The 16,417-nt window shown below is 61.9% G+C and carries 16 protein-coding genes; 11 read left to right on the top strand and 5 right to left on the bottom strand.

Going from position 1 to position 16,417, the window contains the following annotated elements:
• The first annotated feature begins 2 nt into the window (after positions 1–2).
• The 4 genes from tauA to tauD are packed head-to-tail and all read left to right on the top strand — an operon-like array spanning position 3 to position 3,469.
• Positions 3–980: a taurine ABC transporter substrate-binding protein gene (tauA, locus tag HX786_RS19115; RefSeq protein WP_003213167.1), complete on the top strand. Its 978-nt coding sequence runs from the start codon at positions 3–5 to the stop codon at positions 978–980.
• 18 nt (positions 981–998) lie between these two features.
• Positions 999–1,778 (top strand): taurine ABC transporter ATP-binding subunit, encoded by a 780-nt coding sequence (gene tauB / locus HX786_RS19110; RefSeq protein ID WP_023659332.1) that lies wholly within the window; start codon positions 999–1,001, stop codon positions 1,776–1,778.
• Positions 1,775–2,611, top strand: a complete 837-nt coding sequence (tauC, locus tag HX786_RS19105) for a taurine ABC transporter permease TauC (protein WP_178912469.1) — start codon at positions 1,775–1,777, stop codon at positions 2,609–2,611. The genes tauB and tauC overlap by 4 nt, the downstream gene beginning before the upstream one ends.
• 21 nt (positions 2,612–2,632) lie before the next feature.
• The gene (gene tauD / locus HX786_RS19100; protein ID WP_003213162.1) at positions 2,633–3,469 is read left to right on the top strand and encodes a taurine dioxygenase; all 837 of its coding nucleotides are present in this window, start codon (positions 2,633–2,635) and stop codon (positions 3,467–3,469) included.
• A gap of 130 nt (positions 3,470–3,599) precedes the next feature.
• Here tauD and mgrA read toward each other — a convergent pair whose 3' ends face one another.
• The 3 genes from mgrA to HX786_RS19085 all read right to left on the bottom strand — a co-directional run bounded on the left by mgrA (position 3,600) and on the right by HX786_RS19085 (position 7,127).
• Positions 3,600–4,637 carry an L-glyceraldehyde 3-phosphate reductase gene (mgrA, locus tag HX786_RS19095; protein WP_003211877.1) on the bottom strand — a complete coding sequence of 346 codons (1,038 nt, stop codon included), beginning with the start codon at positions 4,635–4,637 and terminating at the stop codon, positions 3,600–3,602.
• A gap of 109 nt (positions 4,638–4,746) precedes the next feature.
• Positions 4,747–6,075 (bottom strand): OprD family outer membrane porin, encoded by a 1,329-nt coding sequence (locus HX786_RS19090; RefSeq protein WP_080673292.1) that lies wholly within the window; start codon positions 6,073–6,075, stop codon positions 4,747–4,749.
• Between the two features lie 161 nt (positions 6,076–6,236).
• On the bottom strand, positions 6,237–7,127 hold the full coding sequence (locus HX786_RS19085) for a LysR family transcriptional regulator (RefSeq protein WP_102367887.1): 891 nt from the start codon (positions 7,125–7,127) through the stop codon (positions 6,237–6,239).
• 119 nt (positions 7,128–7,246) lie between these two features.
• On the opposite strand from HX786_RS19085, the gene HX786_RS19080 reads away from it, so the two are divergent.
• Entirely contained in the window at positions 7,247–7,978 is a 732-nt protein-coding gene (locus HX786_RS19080) for an SDR family oxidoreductase (RefSeq protein ID WP_008435807.1), read from the top strand.
• A gap of 177 nt (positions 7,979–8,155) precedes the next feature.
• Positions 8,156–8,404, top strand: a complete 249-nt coding sequence (locus tag HX786_RS19075; protein WP_003211868.1) for a hypothetical protein — start codon at positions 8,156–8,158, stop codon at positions 8,402–8,404.
• A 3-nt stretch (positions 8,405–8,407) separates the two neighbouring features.
• Here HX786_RS19075 and betT read toward each other — a convergent pair whose 3' ends face one another.
• Positions 8,408–10,369, bottom strand: a complete 1,962-nt coding sequence (betT, locus tag HX786_RS19070) for a choline transporter BetT (RefSeq protein ID WP_003211865.1) — start codon at positions 10,367–10,369, stop codon at positions 8,408–8,410.
• A gap of 449 nt (positions 10,370–10,818) precedes the next feature.
• Positions 10,819–11,745 carry a serine O-acetyltransferase EpsC gene (gene epsC / locus HX786_RS19065; RefSeq protein ID WP_003211862.1) on the bottom strand — a complete coding sequence of 309 codons (927 nt, stop codon included), beginning with the start codon at positions 11,743–11,745 and terminating at the stop codon, positions 10,819–10,821.
• 166 nt (positions 11,746–11,911) lie between these two features.
• Here epsC and HX786_RS19060 point away from each other — a divergent pair, with 166 nt between their 5' ends.
• The 5 genes from HX786_RS19060 to HX786_RS19040 form a co-directional block, all read left to right on the top strand.
• Positions 11,912–12,904 (top strand): D-cysteine desulfhydrase, encoded by a 993-nt coding sequence (locus tag HX786_RS19060; RefSeq protein ID WP_003211860.1) that lies wholly within the window; start codon positions 11,912–11,914, stop codon positions 12,902–12,904.
• Positions 12,905–13,135: 231 nt separating this feature from the next.
• Positions 13,136–13,930 carry a cystine ABC transporter substrate-binding protein gene (gene tcyJ / locus HX786_RS19055; RefSeq protein WP_003211859.1) on the top strand — a complete coding sequence of 265 codons (795 nt, stop codon included), beginning with the start codon at positions 13,136–13,138 and terminating at the stop codon, positions 13,928–13,930.
• Positions 13,930–14,595 (top strand): cystine ABC transporter permease, encoded by a 666-nt coding sequence (tcyL, locus tag HX786_RS19050; RefSeq protein ID WP_003211857.1) that lies wholly within the window; start codon positions 13,930–13,932, stop codon positions 14,593–14,595. The genes tcyJ and tcyL overlap by 1 nt, the downstream gene beginning before the upstream one ends.
• Positions 14,596–14,598: 3 nt before the next feature.
• Complete coding sequence (gene tcyN / locus HX786_RS19045; protein ID WP_134325540.1) at positions 14,599–15,345, top strand: L-cystine ABC transporter ATP-binding protein TcyN; 747 nt, start codon at positions 14,599–14,601, stop codon at positions 15,343–15,345.
• Between the two features lie 337 nt (positions 15,346–15,682).
• The coding region (locus HX786_RS19040; RefSeq protein ID WP_102651177.1) for a hypothetical protein at positions 15,683–16,417 on the top strand (735 nt) is incomplete at its 3' end.

The raw sequence follows: 16,417 nt of genomic DNA, 5'->3' as shown, positions 1-16,417 counted from the left end.
CCTTGAAACTGCACTTCCCCCTTCGCCTCTTGGCGGCGTTGTCCCTGGCCGGTGCCAGCCTGTTTGCCCAGGCCGCCGACGTGACCATCGCTTACCAGACCACCGTTGACCCGGCGAAAGTCGCCCAGGCCGACGGCGCTTACGAAAAAGCCACCAACGCCAAGATCGACTGGCGCAAATTCGACAACGGTGCCGACATCATCGCCGCCATCGCCTCCGGCGACGTGCAGATCGGCTACCTGGGCTCCAGCCCGCTGACCGCTGCCGTGACCCGCAAGGTTCCGGTGGAAACCTTCCTGATCGCCACCCAGATCGGCGGGGCCGAGGCCCTGGTGGCCCGCAACGGTTCCGGGATCAACAGCCCGCAGGACCTGATCGGCAAGAAAGTCGCCGTGCCATTCGTTTCCACCGGCCACTACAGCCTGCTGGCCGCGTTGAAGCACTGGAACATCGACCCGTCCAAAGTGACCATCCTCAACCTCGCCCCGCCGGCCATCATCGCCGCCTGGAAACGTGGTGATATCGACGCCACCTACGTGTGGGACCCAGCGCTTGGCGTAGCCAAGGAAAACGGCAAGGTGCTGATCACCTCCGGCGAACTGGCCAAGTTCGGCGCGCCGACCTTCGATGCCTGGATCGTGCGCAAGGATTTCGCCGAGAAGCACCCGGAAATCGTCACGGCTTTTGCCAAGGTCACCCTGGATGCCTATGCCGCTTACCGCAAAGACCCACAAGCCTGGCTGGCTGACAAAGGCAACGTCGACAAACTGGTGAAGCTCTCCGGGGCCAAGGCCAGCGACATTCCGCTGCTGCTGCAAGGCAACGTCTACCCGCTGGCGGCTGACCAGGTCACCCTGCTCGGCGCACCGACCACCAAGGCTGTCACCGATACCGCCGCGTTCCTCAAGGAACAAGGCAAGGTCGACGCCGTACTGCCGGACTACGCCCCGTACGTCAGCCCGAAGTTCATCACTAACTGATACCAGGAGTTAACCGCGATGGCCTTGCTACAACTGGAGCGCATCAGCGCACAGTACCCAGGCAGCCCGGAGCCAGTACTGGCAGATATTTCCCTGAGCCTTGGGCCCCAGCAATTGCTGGTGGCCCTCGGCCCTTCCGGCAGTGGCAAGACTTCGCTGTTGAACCTGATTGCCGGCTTTGTCGAACCCAGCGCCGGGCGCATCACCCTTGACGGTGTGCCGGTAAAGGGGCCGAGCGCCGAACGCGGCGTGGTGTTCCAGGACGACGCCCTGCTGCCCTGGCAGGACGTGCTGGCCAACGTCGGCTTCGGCCTGGAGTTGGCAGGCGTGCCCAAGGACCAGCGGGAAATCCGCGCCCGGGAAATGCTCGCCCTGGTGGACCTCGCCGGTTTCGACAGCCGCCGTATCTGGCAACTCTCCGGTGGCCAGAAGCAACGTGTCGGACTGGCCCGTGCATTGGCTGCCGACCCCCGCGTACTGCTGATGGACGAACCCTTCGGCGCCCTTGATGCCTTCACCCGCGAACAGATGCAGGAGCTGTTGCTGCAAGTCTGGCGGCGCACGGCCAAACCGGTATTCCTGATTACCCACGACATCGAAGAAGCGGTGTTCCTCGCCACGGATTTGATTCTGCTGGCGCCCAACCCCGGCCAGATCGTCGAGCGCCTGAGCCTGGACTTCGGCCAGCGCTACGCCGCCGGTGAGTCGGCACGCGCGATCAAGTCCGACCCGCGCTTTATCGAAACCCGCGAACACGTGCTGGGCAAGGTGTTCTCGCAAAGGCAGGTGTCCGCATGAGCAGTTACGAATTACCGGCCACGGCCACCAAGCCGGCGAGCAAACCCGTCGTGCCCGTACGCCGCAGCCTGAGCACCCGCTGGATCAGCGTGCTGACCCTGGTGACCCTGGTTGCCATCTGGTGGGCCGTGACCGCCAGCGGGCTGATCGAGCCGCTGTTCCTGCCACCGCCTTCGGCCGTGCTGCAAAAAGGCTGGCTGCTGGCGACCACCGGCTACATGGATTCCACCCTGTGGCAGCACCTGGGCGCGAGCCTCAAGCGCATCGGCCTGGGCCTCGGCTTTGCCGTGCTGACCGCTGTGCCGGTGGGGATTGCCATCGGTTCCAACCGCATCGCCCGGGGCATTCTCGACCCGCTGATCGAGTTCTACCGGCCGATTCCACCACTGGCCTACCTGCCGCTGATCGTGATCTGGTGCGGCATCGGCGAGCTGTCCAAAGTACTGCTGATCTACCTGGCGATTTTCGCGCCGATTGCCATCGCGACCGCCACCGGCGTACGTACCGTCGATCCGGCCAAACTGCGCGCCGCGCAGTCGTTGGGCGCTACCCGGGCACAACTGATTCGCCATGTGATCCTGCCGAGCGCCGTGCCCGACATCCTCACCGGCGTGCGAATTGGCCTGGGCGTGGGTTGGTCGACCCTGGTAGCCGCAGAATTGATCGCGGCCACCAGCGGCCTGGGCTTCATGGTGCAGTCCGCCGCGCAATTCCTGGTCACCGACGTGGTGCTGCTGGGGATTCTGGTGATCGCGCTGATCGCCTTCGCCATGGAAATGGGCTTGCGTGCCCTGCAGCGCAAATTGGTGCCGTGGCATGGCCAGGCACACTGAAAAATTTTCGACGAGAATCCCATGAGCAGCCTGACCGTAACACCTCTCAGCACCGCCCTTGGCGCCCAGATCAGTGGCGTCGACATCACCCAACCGTTGAACATTGAAGACCGCGACGCCATCGAACAGGCGCTGCTCAAGCATTCGGTGCTGTTCTTCCGCAACCAGCCGATCAACCCGCAGCAACAGGCGCGGTTCGCGGCGAATTTCGGCGACCTGCACATTCACCCGATCTACCCCAACGTGCCGGAGCAGCCTGAAGTGCTGATCCTCGACACCGCCGTGACCGACGTGCGCGACAACGCCATCTGGCACACCGATGTGACCTTCCTGCCCACCCCGGCCCTCGGTGCGGTACTGAGCGCCAAGCTGCTGCCGGAGTTTGGTGGCGATACGTTGTGGGCCAGCGGGATTGCCGCGTATGAGGCGTTGTCCGAGCCGTTCAAGAAGCTGTTGGACGGTTTGACGGCAACCCATGACTTCACCCGCTCCTTCCCGCTGGAGCGTTACGGCAACACGCCGGAAGATTTGGCGCGCTGGGAAGAAGCCCGGCGCAAGAACCCACCGCTGTCTCACCCGGTGATTCGTACGCACCCGGTGAGCGGGCGTAAATCGCTGTTCGTCAGCGAGGGGTTCACCAGCAAGATCAACGAACTGGAGCCGGCGGAAAGCGACGTGGTGTTGAAGCTGCTGTTTGCCCATGCAACACGGCCGGAATTCACCATTCGCTGGCGTTGGCAGGAAAATGACGTGGCGTTCTGGGATAACCGCGTGACCCAGCATTACGCGGTGGATGATTACCGGCCGCAACGGCGGGTGATGCATCGGGCGACGATTCTTGGAGATGTGCCGTTCTAGCAGGCACTCCACAAATCAAATGTGGGAGCGGGCTTGCTCGCGAAAGCGGTGAATCAGTCGACATATCCAGTGACTGANNAGCCCGCTCCCACATTGGGTAGAGGTTGATGCCGGAATCGGGCTCTACCGCTTATTCAGCCGTAGACGGCTTCTCCCACAAGTTAATCCCGCCTTCCTGGGCAAATCGGTCAATCTCCGCCAGCTCCTGCGCACTGAAGCTCAGGTTCTGCAACGCACCGACGTTTTCAATGATCTGCTCCGGCCGGCTCGCGCCGATCAGGGCGCTGGTGACCCGTGGATCACGCAACGTCCACGCCAACGCCATCTGCGCCAGGCTCTGGCCACGGCGCTTGGCAATTTCATTCAGCGCGCGGGCGTGGGCGATGTTGGCCTCGGACAAGTGCTTGGCCTGCAACGAACCACCCCCCGGGCGATTGACCCGCGCATCCGCCGGTACGCCGTTGAGGTATTTGTCGGTCAGCAGGCCCTGGGCCAATGGCGTGAACGCGATCACCCCGGCACCGAGTTCTTCGGTGACGTCCAGCAGGTCTTTTTCCACCCAGCGGTTGAGCAGGTTGTAGGCCGGCTGGTGGATCAGCAGCGGGACTTTCCACTCCTGGAGCAGCGCCGCAATTTCCCGGGTTTTCACGCCGGAGTAGGACGAGATCCCGATGTACAACGCCTTGCCCTGTTGCACGGCGGTGGCCAGTGCGCTGGCGGTTTCTTCCAGCGGGGTGTCGGCATCAAAACGGTGGGAGTAGAAGATGTCCACGTAGTCGACGCCCAGGCGTTGCAGGCTCTGGTCGAGGCTCGCCAGCACGTACTTGCGCGAACCGCCGCCCTGGCCATAAGGGCCCGGCCACATGTCCCAGCCCGCCTTGCTGGAGATGATCAGTTCATCGCGGTAATGCTTGAAGTCTTCCCGCAGCAAACGACCGAAGTTGATCTCGGCGCTGCCGTATGGAGGGCCGTAGTTGTTGGCCAGGTCGAAGTGGTTGATACCCAGGTCGAACGCGGTGCGCAGCAAGGCGCGCTGGGTATCGATCGGGGTGCTGTCGCCAAAGTTGTGCCACAGCCCCAGGGACAGTGCCGGCAGCACCAGTCCGCTGCGACCTACGCGGCGGTAAGGAATAGATTCATAGCGGTTTTCGGCAGCAATGTAAGTCATCGAATCCTCTCTTGGACTTGGGGCAAATAAGGCCCGGGAATAAGCATATTCCCGGGCCTTTTAAGCAGCTGAATCGCTTAAGTCTGCCTATCCCTTTTACAGCAAAGTCCTACCAGAGTGGAACGACGTAGCTTACATAGAAGCGGTTTTCATCTTGCACCGTGGCACCGGTGATATCCGGGCTGGCGTGGGCATTTCGCCAGGTTACGCCGAGGCCTTTGAGGGTGCCGGTGGGCACCTGGTAAGCCACGGTGACGTTACGTTCCCATTCACTGGTAGTGCCTTGGGTGGTGCGGATGTCATCGCCGTGTGCGTAGGACGTGGCGAAGGTCAGGCCGTTAAGGCCGAGTTTGCCGAAGTCATATTTGTACTGCGCCAGCCAGGTGCGCTCGCCGGCATGCTGGAATTTGTTCAGTTGCATGTTGGTGAGTGCCGGGGTGTCGGCGCCCGAGCCCGGGCCCTGGTTGCTGGCACCGCTGTTCAGGCCGGAATCCAGGTACGGGAAGTCGCTGTCGCCGCTGTTTTTCTGGATGCCCAGGCCGACGGTATGGCCGTCCAGGCTGTAGCTTTCCAACAGGCTGACGGTGGACTGGTTGATGCGGCCCTTGGAGGTGCCATCGCCGTAGAGACCCGCAGCGGAATAGTCTTTGTCGCCCGCGGCGTTTTCACCCACACCCAGGCTGCGGTACAGGCGCACGTCGGTGTCGATCGCGCCGACAGGCAAGGCGTCATGACGCTTGGCACCGAGGAAGAACTGCTGGTAGTAATCCTCAAGGTTGGAGTACCACAGGCTGACGGTGGTGTCCGGCAAACCTTTGTAGTCCGCGCCGCCGTAGAGGAAGCGATCGCTCTCTTTGGTGCCGCCGGCGGTGATCATGCCCTGGTCGCCGGTTTCGTTGCGGATCTTGGTCTTGAGGATGTCACCGGCGGTAAAGGTGAAGTCGGTCAAGTCCTTGGAAACCAACTGCACGCCGGTGTTGGTCTGCTGGTACAGGCGGCCGTCGGTGTTGGCCAGCACCGGGTTGTTGCCGTACAGCGTACCGACGCGCAATTCATCCTGGGCGAAGCGCATCTTGAAGGTCGGGCTGAGCACGCCGAACTGGTCGGCCGACTTGCCGTTATCCAGCGGGAACATGCTGCCGGGGTAGCGGCCCTGGTGATCCTTGTCATTGAGGTCGCCGCCGGAGTCCAGTTTCAAACCGTAGAACGCCTGCAGGTCCAGGCCAAAGCCCACCGGCCCATCGGTGTAGCCGGACTTGAAGTTGAACTCAAAACCCTGGCCCCAATCGCGGATGCTGTGGGCCTTGTTATTGCTGTTCACCACATCCCGCCCCTGCTGGTTGAGGTAGCGGTTGAGCAGGGTCACGTCGGCGTGGCTGTCATCGATAAAATCGGCGTGGGCGGACAGCATAAAGCTCGCCATGGCGGCACCCACCATGGGGCTTAATAACGTCTTCATTGGTACCGGTCTCCGTCACTGTTCTGAAATGAAAGCGTCAAACGCTTCACACAATTAGGCGATGGCCATGTGACAGTTCGGAGTCAAAACACCCTTTACCCGGATGAAATTAAATTTAAGAAACCCAGTAAAGACGCGGGTTAGCGGGCAGTGGCGAAGATTTCGGCGAGCCAATCGACGAACACTCGCACCCTCGGCGACATGTGTCGGTTTTGCGGGTAGAGCACCGAAACCGGCATGGGCGGCGGTGGTGTATCAATGAGGATTTCCTGCATCACGCCTTGGTTGATCAGCTCGGCGATGCGGTAGTGCGGGCACTGGATAATGCCCAGTCCGGCGACTGCGCTGGCGGCATAAATCTCTGCGCCGAACACCGACAGCGCCCCCTCGATCGTCACTTCCTGCACCTCGCCGTCGACCATGAATTCGAAGGGGAACAGCTTCGCGGTGGTGCGTGAAACATAGTTCACCGCACGGTGCTCGCCCAGGTCGGCGAGGCGCTTCGGCTCGCCGTATTTGCGCAGGTAGGCCGGGCTCGCGCAGGTCACCTGGCGCAGCGTCGCAACCCGGCGACCGATCAACGCCGAATCCCCCAGGGTGCCCGCCCGCAGCACACAATCCACGCCTTCGGCGATCAGGTCGACGAAGCGGTCCGCCTCGCTGATGGACAGCTCGATTTCCGGGTAGCGCGCCATGAATTGCGGCAGCGCCGGAATCACGAAGTACTTGGCCAGGGTGCCGTGCAAATCCACCCGCAGGCGGCCCTTGGGGGCCACCGAACGGAAGGCCAGTTCCGCCTCTTCCAGCTCCGCCAGCAGTTGCACACAGCGCAGGTAATAGGCCTCGCCATCCAGCGTGGGGCGGACGCGGCGGGTACTGCGCTCAAGCAACCGCGTGCCCAGCCAGGCCTCGAACTGGTTGAGGGTGTGGGTCAGGGTGGCGCGCGGCAGGTTCAGGTCATCGGCCGCCAGCGTGAAGCTGCTGCGTTCGTAAATCCTCACGAACACTTTCATCGCTTTGACCTGGTCCACGGCGCGTCTCCATTGTTGGCGATTCTTGAACAGTCAAGGCAACTCTGGCGCATTTATCGGCCTGGGTAAACATGTGAATCTGCTTCCACACCCAACCACTCCCCCAAGGAAACCAGATCATGACTACCCAAGTTGCTATCGTTACCGGCGCCTCACGCGGCATCGGCGCCGTGGTTGCCAGACAACTGGCTGCCGACGGTTATGCCGTCGCCATCAACTACGCCAACAGCGCCACCGAAGCGTCAAGGCTGGTAGTGGAGTTGCGCCAGGCCGGCCACCAAGCCATAGCGATCCAGGGCGACGTGGCCAGCGCCGCCGACGTCAAGCGCCTGTTCGACGAGACCGAAGCCCAGCTGGGCAAGGTTGATGTGCTGATCAACAACGCCGGGATTCTCAAGGTGCTGCCGCTGGCCCAACACAGCGATGAGCTCTACAACCAGAACTTCGACATCCATACCCGCGGCACCTTCAACGCCCTGCGTGAAGCCGCCACCCGCCTGAACGACGGCGGGCGCATCGTCAATTTCTCCAGCAGCACCGTCGGCCTCAACTTCCCCGGTTATGCGGTGTACATCGCCAGCAAGGCGGCGGTGGAATCCCTGACCCAGGTGTTCGCCAAGGAAATGCGCGGCCGGCGCATCACCGTCAACGCCGTTGCCCCGGGCCCGGTGGCGACCGAACTGTTCCTGCATGGCAAAAGCGAAGAGCAGATCCAGGGCCTGGCCAAGATGGCACCGCTGGAACGCCTGGGCCAACCGGAAGATATCGCCCGCGTGGTGGCGTTCCTGGTGAGCCCGGCCGGTGGTTGGGTGAACGGGCAAATCCTGCGGGCCAATGGTGGTTTGGTCTGAAGGCCGGCAAACGCTCGTTCAACGGCAAACTACTATTGTGGCGAGGGAGCTTGCTCCCGCTGGAGTGCGCAGCGCTCCCATCTTTTTTGGGGCCGCTGCGCAGCCCAGCGGGAGCAAGCTCCCTCGCCACAGGTTTGCTGTCCATGGAAAATCAGCGGGTATCAGGAGACTTCAGATATGCACACCGCCCTCGTCATCACCGCCGGCCTGATCCTCCTCGCGCTGATGCTGTTCATCGGCCAAAAGCTGGGCGTCAGCCGGCACATTCTGGCCTACAGCTTTGTCGGGATCTGGCTGGTGGTGTCGGTGGTGAACGGCGCGGTAGGTGTGGTCACTGCCGGCCAGCCCCTGGTCTCGGAGCTGGTGATCGGCAGCGGGGTATTCGGTGCGCCGTTGGTGGCACTGGCCCTGTTTATCAGGGCCTGAGCCTTAACGAACCAGGTGCAGGAACTGCATGTGCCGTTCGTACTGGTCGAGGATGTCGTTGATGATCTGCTCCTTGGTGTAGCCCACCAAGTCGTAGTCCTGACTGCCCTCGCTCAAGTGCACTTCCGCCCGGTAGTAGCGGCGGTTGTTGAGCTGCTTGGAACCCATGCCGCCCCGTGCGAATGACGGGGTGAAATAGCCGCGCATCTGCACCTGATACACAAACGGGTGCTGCTCGCCGTGGCCGATCTCCAGGCTGACGCTGTCATTGGCCGGGTCAGGCTGGGTGACCACGTTGAGGCCTTTTTCGACAAACACCGCCGTCACTTCTTCGATGGCCGGGCGCACTGTGGTCTCGAGGAAACGGTACACCTCATCCCGTGACGGGAAATGCACCGCCTGGCTCAGGCGCTGGCGCCAACCGCCCGTGCCCTTGCGTGAGCCCGATACCGGCGCGAGGGAATGCATCTGCGCAATCTGCTTCTGCGACTCAAGGTAGAACGCCTTGTGCAGCCCCCACATCATCAGCAGCAGGATCATCGAGAACGGTAGCGAGGTCAGGACCACGGCCGACTTGAGCGAGTCGATGCTGCCGGCAAACAGCAGCGCGCTGGTCACCAACGCGGTCATCGCGCCCCAGAACACCCGCAGCCACTTCGGCCCGTCTTCATCGGCGTTGCCGCCTTTGGCCGACAAGGTCGAGAGCACCACCGTGCCGGAGTCGGCCGAGGTGACGAAGAACACGAAGCTGATAAACACCGTGACCGCGATAACGGTCTTGCTCCACGGGTAGGTTTCCAGCAGCAGGTAGAGGCTCATCGACGGGTCATCAATGGCCGACTGTCCCAGCGCCGTAAGGCCGTGGTTGAGCACCTGGTCGATGGCGCTGTTGCCGAAGATCGACATCCACGCCAGGGTGAAGCCCAGCGGGATCAACAGCACGCCGAACACGAATTCACGGATGGTACGACCGCGGGAAATGCGCGCGATAAACAGGCCCACGAACGGCGACCATGCGATCCACCAGGCCCAATAGAACACGGTCCAGCCGCCCAGCCAGTCGCTCGGTTTGTCGTAGGCGTAGAGGTCGAAACTCTTGGTCGGCAAGGCGCCGAGGTAGTCGCCGATGTTCTGGATCAGGGTGTTGAGCAAGTGTTGGGTAGGGCCGGCGAACAACACGAACAGCAGCAGCGCGCAGGCCAGCAGCATGTTGATGTCGGACATCACCCGCACGCCTTTATCGACACCGGAGACCGCCACCAGGATCGCCGCGCCCATCATCAAGGTGATGAGGCCGACCTGGATCCACTGGGTGTGGGCCACGCCGAACAGGTAATCGAGCCCGGAGTTGAGGTGCAACACGCCAAAGCCCATGTCGGCGCCGAGGCCGAACACCGTGGCGATGATGCCGAAGCCGTCCACCGCATAACCGATGGGGCCGTTGATGCGCTTGCCGATCAGCGGGTACAGCGCCGAGCGCAACGCCAGCGGCAGGTTATGCCGGTAGGCGAAGTACGCCAGGGCCATGCCGACGAAGGCGAACACGCCCCAGCCATGCAGGCCCCAGTGCAGAAACAGGATCTGCATGGCCTGGCGCGCCGCGTCACCGTTCAGGGCCTCGCCCTGGGGCGGTTGCACCAGGTGAGTCAGGGGTTCGGACACGCAGAAGAAAAACAGCGTGATGCTGATCCCGGCGGCGAACAGCATGCCGGCCCAGGACAGGTAACTGAATTCGGGCTCGTCGTGGTCGGCACCGAGTTTGATCTTGCCGTAGCCCGATAACGCGGTGACCACCACGAAGACCAGATACAGGGTCATCGCCAGCATGTAGTACCAGCCGACCGTGTTGGCCGCCCAGTTTTGTGCGGCCAGCAGCCAGGCGCCGGCTTGTTCTGGAATCGCGATGACGGTCAGGCCGAACAGCAGGATGAAGCTCGCGGCGAAGTAAAACACCGGCGGGTTCATGCGGACCAGACCGCTGGAAGGTGTGGACGATGCACTCATGTAGGGCGCACCTCAAGGGTATGGGATGTGGCTGTAAAAAACGGACTCAGCAAAGGTAAGCCTCCTGTTGTGAGCGGGCAGCGAACCACCGATTTAACTTGAACGAACAGTCAAGTTAAACATGGATAGGGGTTTGAGGACTAATCGCAGGGCCGAGTGGTAGGTGTTTCCTACACTAGCTCAAGGAAAGGTATGACGTATGGGGATGACGAAACGTTCAGCGATTGCTGAGTGAAATACGGCTCGAATTTGAGTAGTGCGGCTCAAATTTGGAATGCAGACAAAATGTGGGAGCGGGCTTGCTCGCGAATGCGGCGTGTCAGCCAACACTTCTGGCGACTGATACACCGCATTCGCGAGCAAGCCCGCTCCCACATTGGATCTGTGTGATCGTTAGAGAGGGCGCTGCTCTATTTCTGCGTCCCATCATCATGCTGCAGATTCGCCTGGGTCAGGTTCGCCCCCGCCGGCACACTGCGCGTCAGCCACACATTGCCGCCAATGGTCGAGCCCTTGCCGATCGTGATCCGCCCCAGGATCGTCGCCCCGGCGTAGATCACCACGTCATCCTCGACAATCGGATGCCGCGGATGGCCTTTCTGCAATTGCCCATCCTCATCCGCCGGGAAACGCTTGGCGCCCAATGTCACGGCCTGGTAGATCCGCACCCGCTCGCCGATGATCGCCGTCTCGCCAATCACCACACCCGTCCCGTGGTCGATAAAGAAGCTCGGGCCGATCTGCGCGCCCGGGTGGATATCAATCCCGGTCGCCGAGTGCGCGATTTCCGCGCTGATGCGCGCCAGCAACGGCAACCCCGCCCGATACAAGTGGTGCGCCAGGCGATGGTGAATCACCGCCAAAATCCCCGGGTAGCACAACAGCACTTCATCCACGCTGCGCGCCGCCGGGTCGCCGTGGTAGGCGGCGAGCACGTCGGTGTCCAACAGGCTGCGCAAGCCTGGCAACGCCAGGGCGAAATCCTGGATCAGGTGGATGGCATGGGCGTCGACCTCACTGTCATCCTGGCCGCCTTGGCGCGCGGCATACCGCAGCTCCAGGCGCGCCTGGGCGAGCAACGCGTTCAGCGCCACATCCAGGGTATGGCCGACGTAGAAGTCTTCACTTTCTTCACGCAGGTCCACCGGCCCCAGACGCATGGGGAACAGCGCACCACACAACGCCTCGAGAATCTGCGCCACGGCTTCCCGTGAAGGCAGCTCGCGCCCGCCCTGCTCGCCGCTGACCCGGCCGTTGCGGGTGCGCCACTGGTCCCGGGCGCTGCGCAGCTGGCTGACGATGGTCTGTAATTGCCAATGACTGGAACGCTCACTCACGGTCTTCACTCCTGACGAAATGCCCATCACTTTACGGCAAGGAACCTGAGCGTCCTTAAGAACCAATAGTGCAATGCTAATAACCCGTCGACATAAGCGATTGGCGGTTGCCGACGCAAAAGTGCCTGCCTATAGTCCCAGCATCTCTGACCACCCGTGCGTAGCCATGATCAAACAACAGCTCGACCGCTTTAACCGTCTGGAACTGCTGGGCGGCGCCACCGCCCTGGAAAAACTCGAGCGGCTGTCGGCCTGGCTGGGGCGTGACGTCTACGTCAAACGCGACGACACCACGCCGCTGGCGATGGGCGGCAACAAGCTGCGCAAACTCGAATACCTTGCCGCCGATGCGCTGGCCCAGGGTGCCGATACCCTGGTGACCGCCGGCGCGATCCAGTCCAACCATGTACGCCAGACCGCTGCGCTGGCCGCCAAGCTGGGCCTGGGCTGCGTTGCCCTGCTGGAAAACCCGACGGGCACCGAAGACCCCAACTACCTGGCCAACGGCAACCGCCTGTTGCTGGAGCTGTTCGACGCCAAGGTCGAGTTGGTGGAGAACCTGGACAACGTCGACGACCAGCTCAACGCCCTCGCCGACCGCCTGCGCAGCAACGGCAAGAAGCCGTACCTGGTGCCCATCGGCGGCTCCAACGCCCTCGGCGCCCTGGGTTACGTGCGCGCCGGGCTGGAACTGGCCGGGCAGATTGAAGACAGCGGCATCCCGTTCTCCACCGTGGTCCTGGCCTCCGGCAGCGCCGGCACCCACAGCGGCCTGGCCCTGGCGCTGGCCGAAGTGCTGCCCGACCTGCAAGTGATTGGCATCACGGTGTCCCGTACCGACGAAGCCCAGCGCCCCAAGGTGCAGGGCCTGGCCGAACGTACCGCCGAACTGCTCGGCGTGCCGCTGCCGGACGCGTTCAAGGTGATCCTGTGGGACGAGTACTTCGCCCCCCGTTATGGCGAGCCGAGTGCCGGCACGCTGGCGGCGATCAAGCTGGTAGCGAGCCAGGAAGGCCTGCTGCTGGACCCGGTCTACACGGGCAAGGCCATGGCCGGGTTGCTGGATGGCATTGGACGCCAGCGCTTTGAAGAGGGGCCGATCATCTTCCTGCACACGGGTGGCGCACCGGCGTTGTTTGCTTATGATTCGAGCTTTTGATATTCCATAAAGAAATATCAATCTGATTTTATATTATTTTCAAGTCTTAAAAACCGGCTTTATAGTCGCGCCGTAGGCGAGCTTGATGGCGATACGCATGACTGGGCAGATCCAAAACACCGAGTTGATGCAATCGCGGGCAAGCCCGGCTCCCACACACCGCGCTTTTAAGGCAGGATACGACTACCGCGTCACCTGCATCGCTCAACATAAAAAACACAGGGGCTCTTCATGACTATTTCCGTATTCCGTCGCACGTTACTGGTTGGCACATTGGGGCTGGCGCTTGGCGCCGGGTGGCTCGGTCAGGCAGTTGCCGGCGAGCAGTTGGACAACATCAAGAAAGCCGGCGAAATCAAGATTGGCCTGGAAGGCACCTACCCGCCGTTCAGCTTCGTCGACGAAAGCGGCAAGCTCAGCGGTTTCGAGGTCGAGTTGTCTGAAGCGCTGGCCAAGAAGCTGGGCGTCAAGGTCAAGCTGCAAGCCACGCCGTGGGATGGCATCCTCGCCGCCCTGGAATCCAAGCGCCTGGACGCGGTCGTCAACCAGGTGACCATCTCCGATGCGCGCAAGGAAAAGTATGACTTCTCCAAGCCTTACACCGTTTCCGGGATCCAGGCGCTGACCCTGGCGAAGAACGTCGACACCATCAAGACCGCCGACGACCTGGCCGGCAAGAAAATCGGTGTGGGCCTGGGCACCAACTACGAACAATGGCTCAAGGAAAACCAACCGAAAGCCATCGTCAAAACCTACAACGATGACCCAACCAAGTTCCAGGACCTGCGCATCGGCCGTGTCGACGCCATCCTGATCGACCGCCTCGCCGCGCTGGAATACGCCAAGAAAGCCAAGGACACCGCCGCTGCAGGTGCTGCGTTCTCCCGTCAGGAAGCCGGTATTGCCCTGCGCAAAGGCGAGCCTGAACTGCTGGCCGCCGTGAACAAGGCTCTGGACGAACTGCGCGCCGACGGTACCTTGAAGAAGCTGTCCGAGAAGTACTTCAACGCTGACGTTACTCAATAATGGAAGCAGGTTTCCAACTCGCGCTGGACTCCGCGCCCTTTCTGCTCAAGGGCGCGTACTTCACGGTCATCCTTAGCCTCGGCGGGATGTTTTTCGGCTTGCTGCTGGGCTTCGGCCTGGCCTTGATGCGCCTGTCGCGCTTCAAGCTGTTGAGCTGGACCGCCCGCGTCTACGTGTCGTTCTTTCGCGGCACGCCCTTGCTGGTACAGCTGTTCCTGATCTACTACGGCTTGCCGCAAGTGGGCATCGAGCTGGATCCGATCCCGGCGGCCATGATCGGCTTCTCGCTGAACATGGCTGCTTATGCCTGTGAAATCCTGCGTGCCGCCATCGGTTCCATCGAGCGCGGCCAGTGGGAAGCTGCGGCCAGTATCGGCATGACCCGTGCGCAGACCCTGCGCCGGGCCATCCTGCCGCAGGCCATGCGCACGGCCTTGCCGCCGCTGGGCAACAGCTTTATTTCCCTGGTCAAGGACACTGCCCTGGCCGCCACCATCCAGGTGCCGGAGCTGTTCCGCCAGGCGCAATTGGTCTCGGCCCGTACCTTCGAAATTTTCACCATGTATCTGTCCGCCGCCTTGATCTACTGGATTCTTGCCAGCGTCCTGGCGCACGTGCAAAACCGCCTGGAAGCACGAGTCAACCGGCATGACCTGGAGTCTTGAAGCATGATCGTGGTTGAAAAACTGACCAAACAATTCAAGGGTCAGGTGGTGCTTAACGGGATCGACCTTGAGGTCAAGGAAGGCGAAGTCGTCGCCATCATCGGCCCCAGCGGTTCCGGCAAGACCACCTTGCTGCGCTGCCTGAATTTCCTCGAAGAACCCACCAGTGGCCGAATCAAGGTCGGTGACATCGAGATCGACAGCAGCCGCCCGCTCAACCAACAGCAAAGCCTGGTGCGGCGCCTGCGCCAGCACGTGGGTTTTGTGTTCCAGAACTTCAACCTGTTCCCGCACCGCACGGCCCTGGAGAACGTCATCGAAGGCCCGATCGTGGTCAAGAAGATGCCCCGGGCCGCCGCAGATGCCCTGGGCCGCAAGCTATTGGCCCGGGTCGGCCTGGCAGGCAAGGAAGACGCCTACCCACGCCGCCTCTCCGGTGGGCAGCAGCAACGGGTGGCCATTGCCCGGGCCCTGGCGATGGAGCCGGAGGTGATCCTGTTCGATGAGCCGACTTCGGCCCTGGACCCGGAGCTGGTAGGCGAAGTACTGGCGACCATTCGCAGCCTCGCGGAAGAAAACCGCACCATGGTCATCGTGACCCACGAAATGAGTTTCGCCCGGGATGTGGCCAACCGGGTGATCTTCTTCGACAAGGGCGTCATTGTTGAACAAGGCGAAGCCAAGGCGCTGTTTGCCAACCCGAAAGAAGAACGTACCCGGCAGTTTCTCAGCAAGTTCATCAACAACTAACTTGCGCCGATTCATTGTAAGAAGCTTCGCTTTATAGAGTTGCCGAAAGGCAACTCGCCTCTTTAGTGTTTTTGGGGAAACACCCTTTATTCATTGGGTAAAAGTCCCCCTGAAGCACGCACTTGCAGCGCCCTCCCAGTAAGACCCTTCTGAATATTCCATAACCCCCTGTTTGCCCCGCCCAGCCTCTTGACGCCAACTAACCAAGCCTCTTATCTAACCCCCAGAGGATTGGATCCATTCTGGTTTTTTATTAAATCGTTTCTTTCGGACTACGTCGCCTGCCCGCGCCTGATGTCCGGAACGATTGCTGCTGGCTGCACCAAGGAGATTATTTATGAAGCGTATTTCCACCCAGGCGCTGCTCACTGCCCCGACCTTGCCCCAGGCCCATCGAGAAGGCATCAATGCCCTCGCTGCGACAAACCTGCAGGTCGACATCGCGCCTTACTGCGGCATGGACGAGGGCGACCTGATCGAGTTGTTCTGGAACAACTGCTTTGCCGCCTCCCGGCGCATCACCGCCGGCAAGATCGGCATGCCCACCAGCCTGCGAGTGCCGGAGAGCTTTGTGCAAAATGGCCCGGCACGGATTCATTACCGGGTCATGCAGGTCGGCCACGGCCCGGCGCGCTCGGCCATCACCCGGGTGCAGGTCAAGACCGACTACCCCGGCGGCATGCCCTCGGCACTGAGCCTTGATGAAAACCAGAACCTGGCCGCCGTCAGCCTGCCCGAGACCATCCGTCGCCATGGCGTCAACAGCAGCCAGATCCGCCGTGGCGTGCCCCTGACCATCGAGCCGTACCTGAACATGGCGACCGATGACGAGATCACCCTGCGCTGGGGTGACGTGCGCCTGGACCTGCCGAGCATCCAGGCTGGCGATGTGGGCAAGGCGGTGCAGGTGTGGGTGCCGTCGGCCATCATTGTCGAGGCTGGGGACGACCATCGCCTCGAAGTGACCTACTGCATTCTCGACCGGGTCGGCAACAATTCAAGCTGGGCGCCAGCCCGCATCCTGCGCATCGCCGCGCTCGCTCCCCAGGCCCCGACCAGCCCCGCCAGGGCC

Origin of the sequence: Pseudomonas sp. 21615526, from assembly GCF_013386245.1 — a bacterium.
GTDB lineage: Bacteria > Pseudomonadota > Gammaproteobacteria > Pseudomonadales > Pseudomonadaceae > Aquipseudomonas.
The sequence above is the reverse complement of the archived record's forward strand: the minus strand, read 5'-3'. Positions and strand labels throughout refer to the sequence as shown.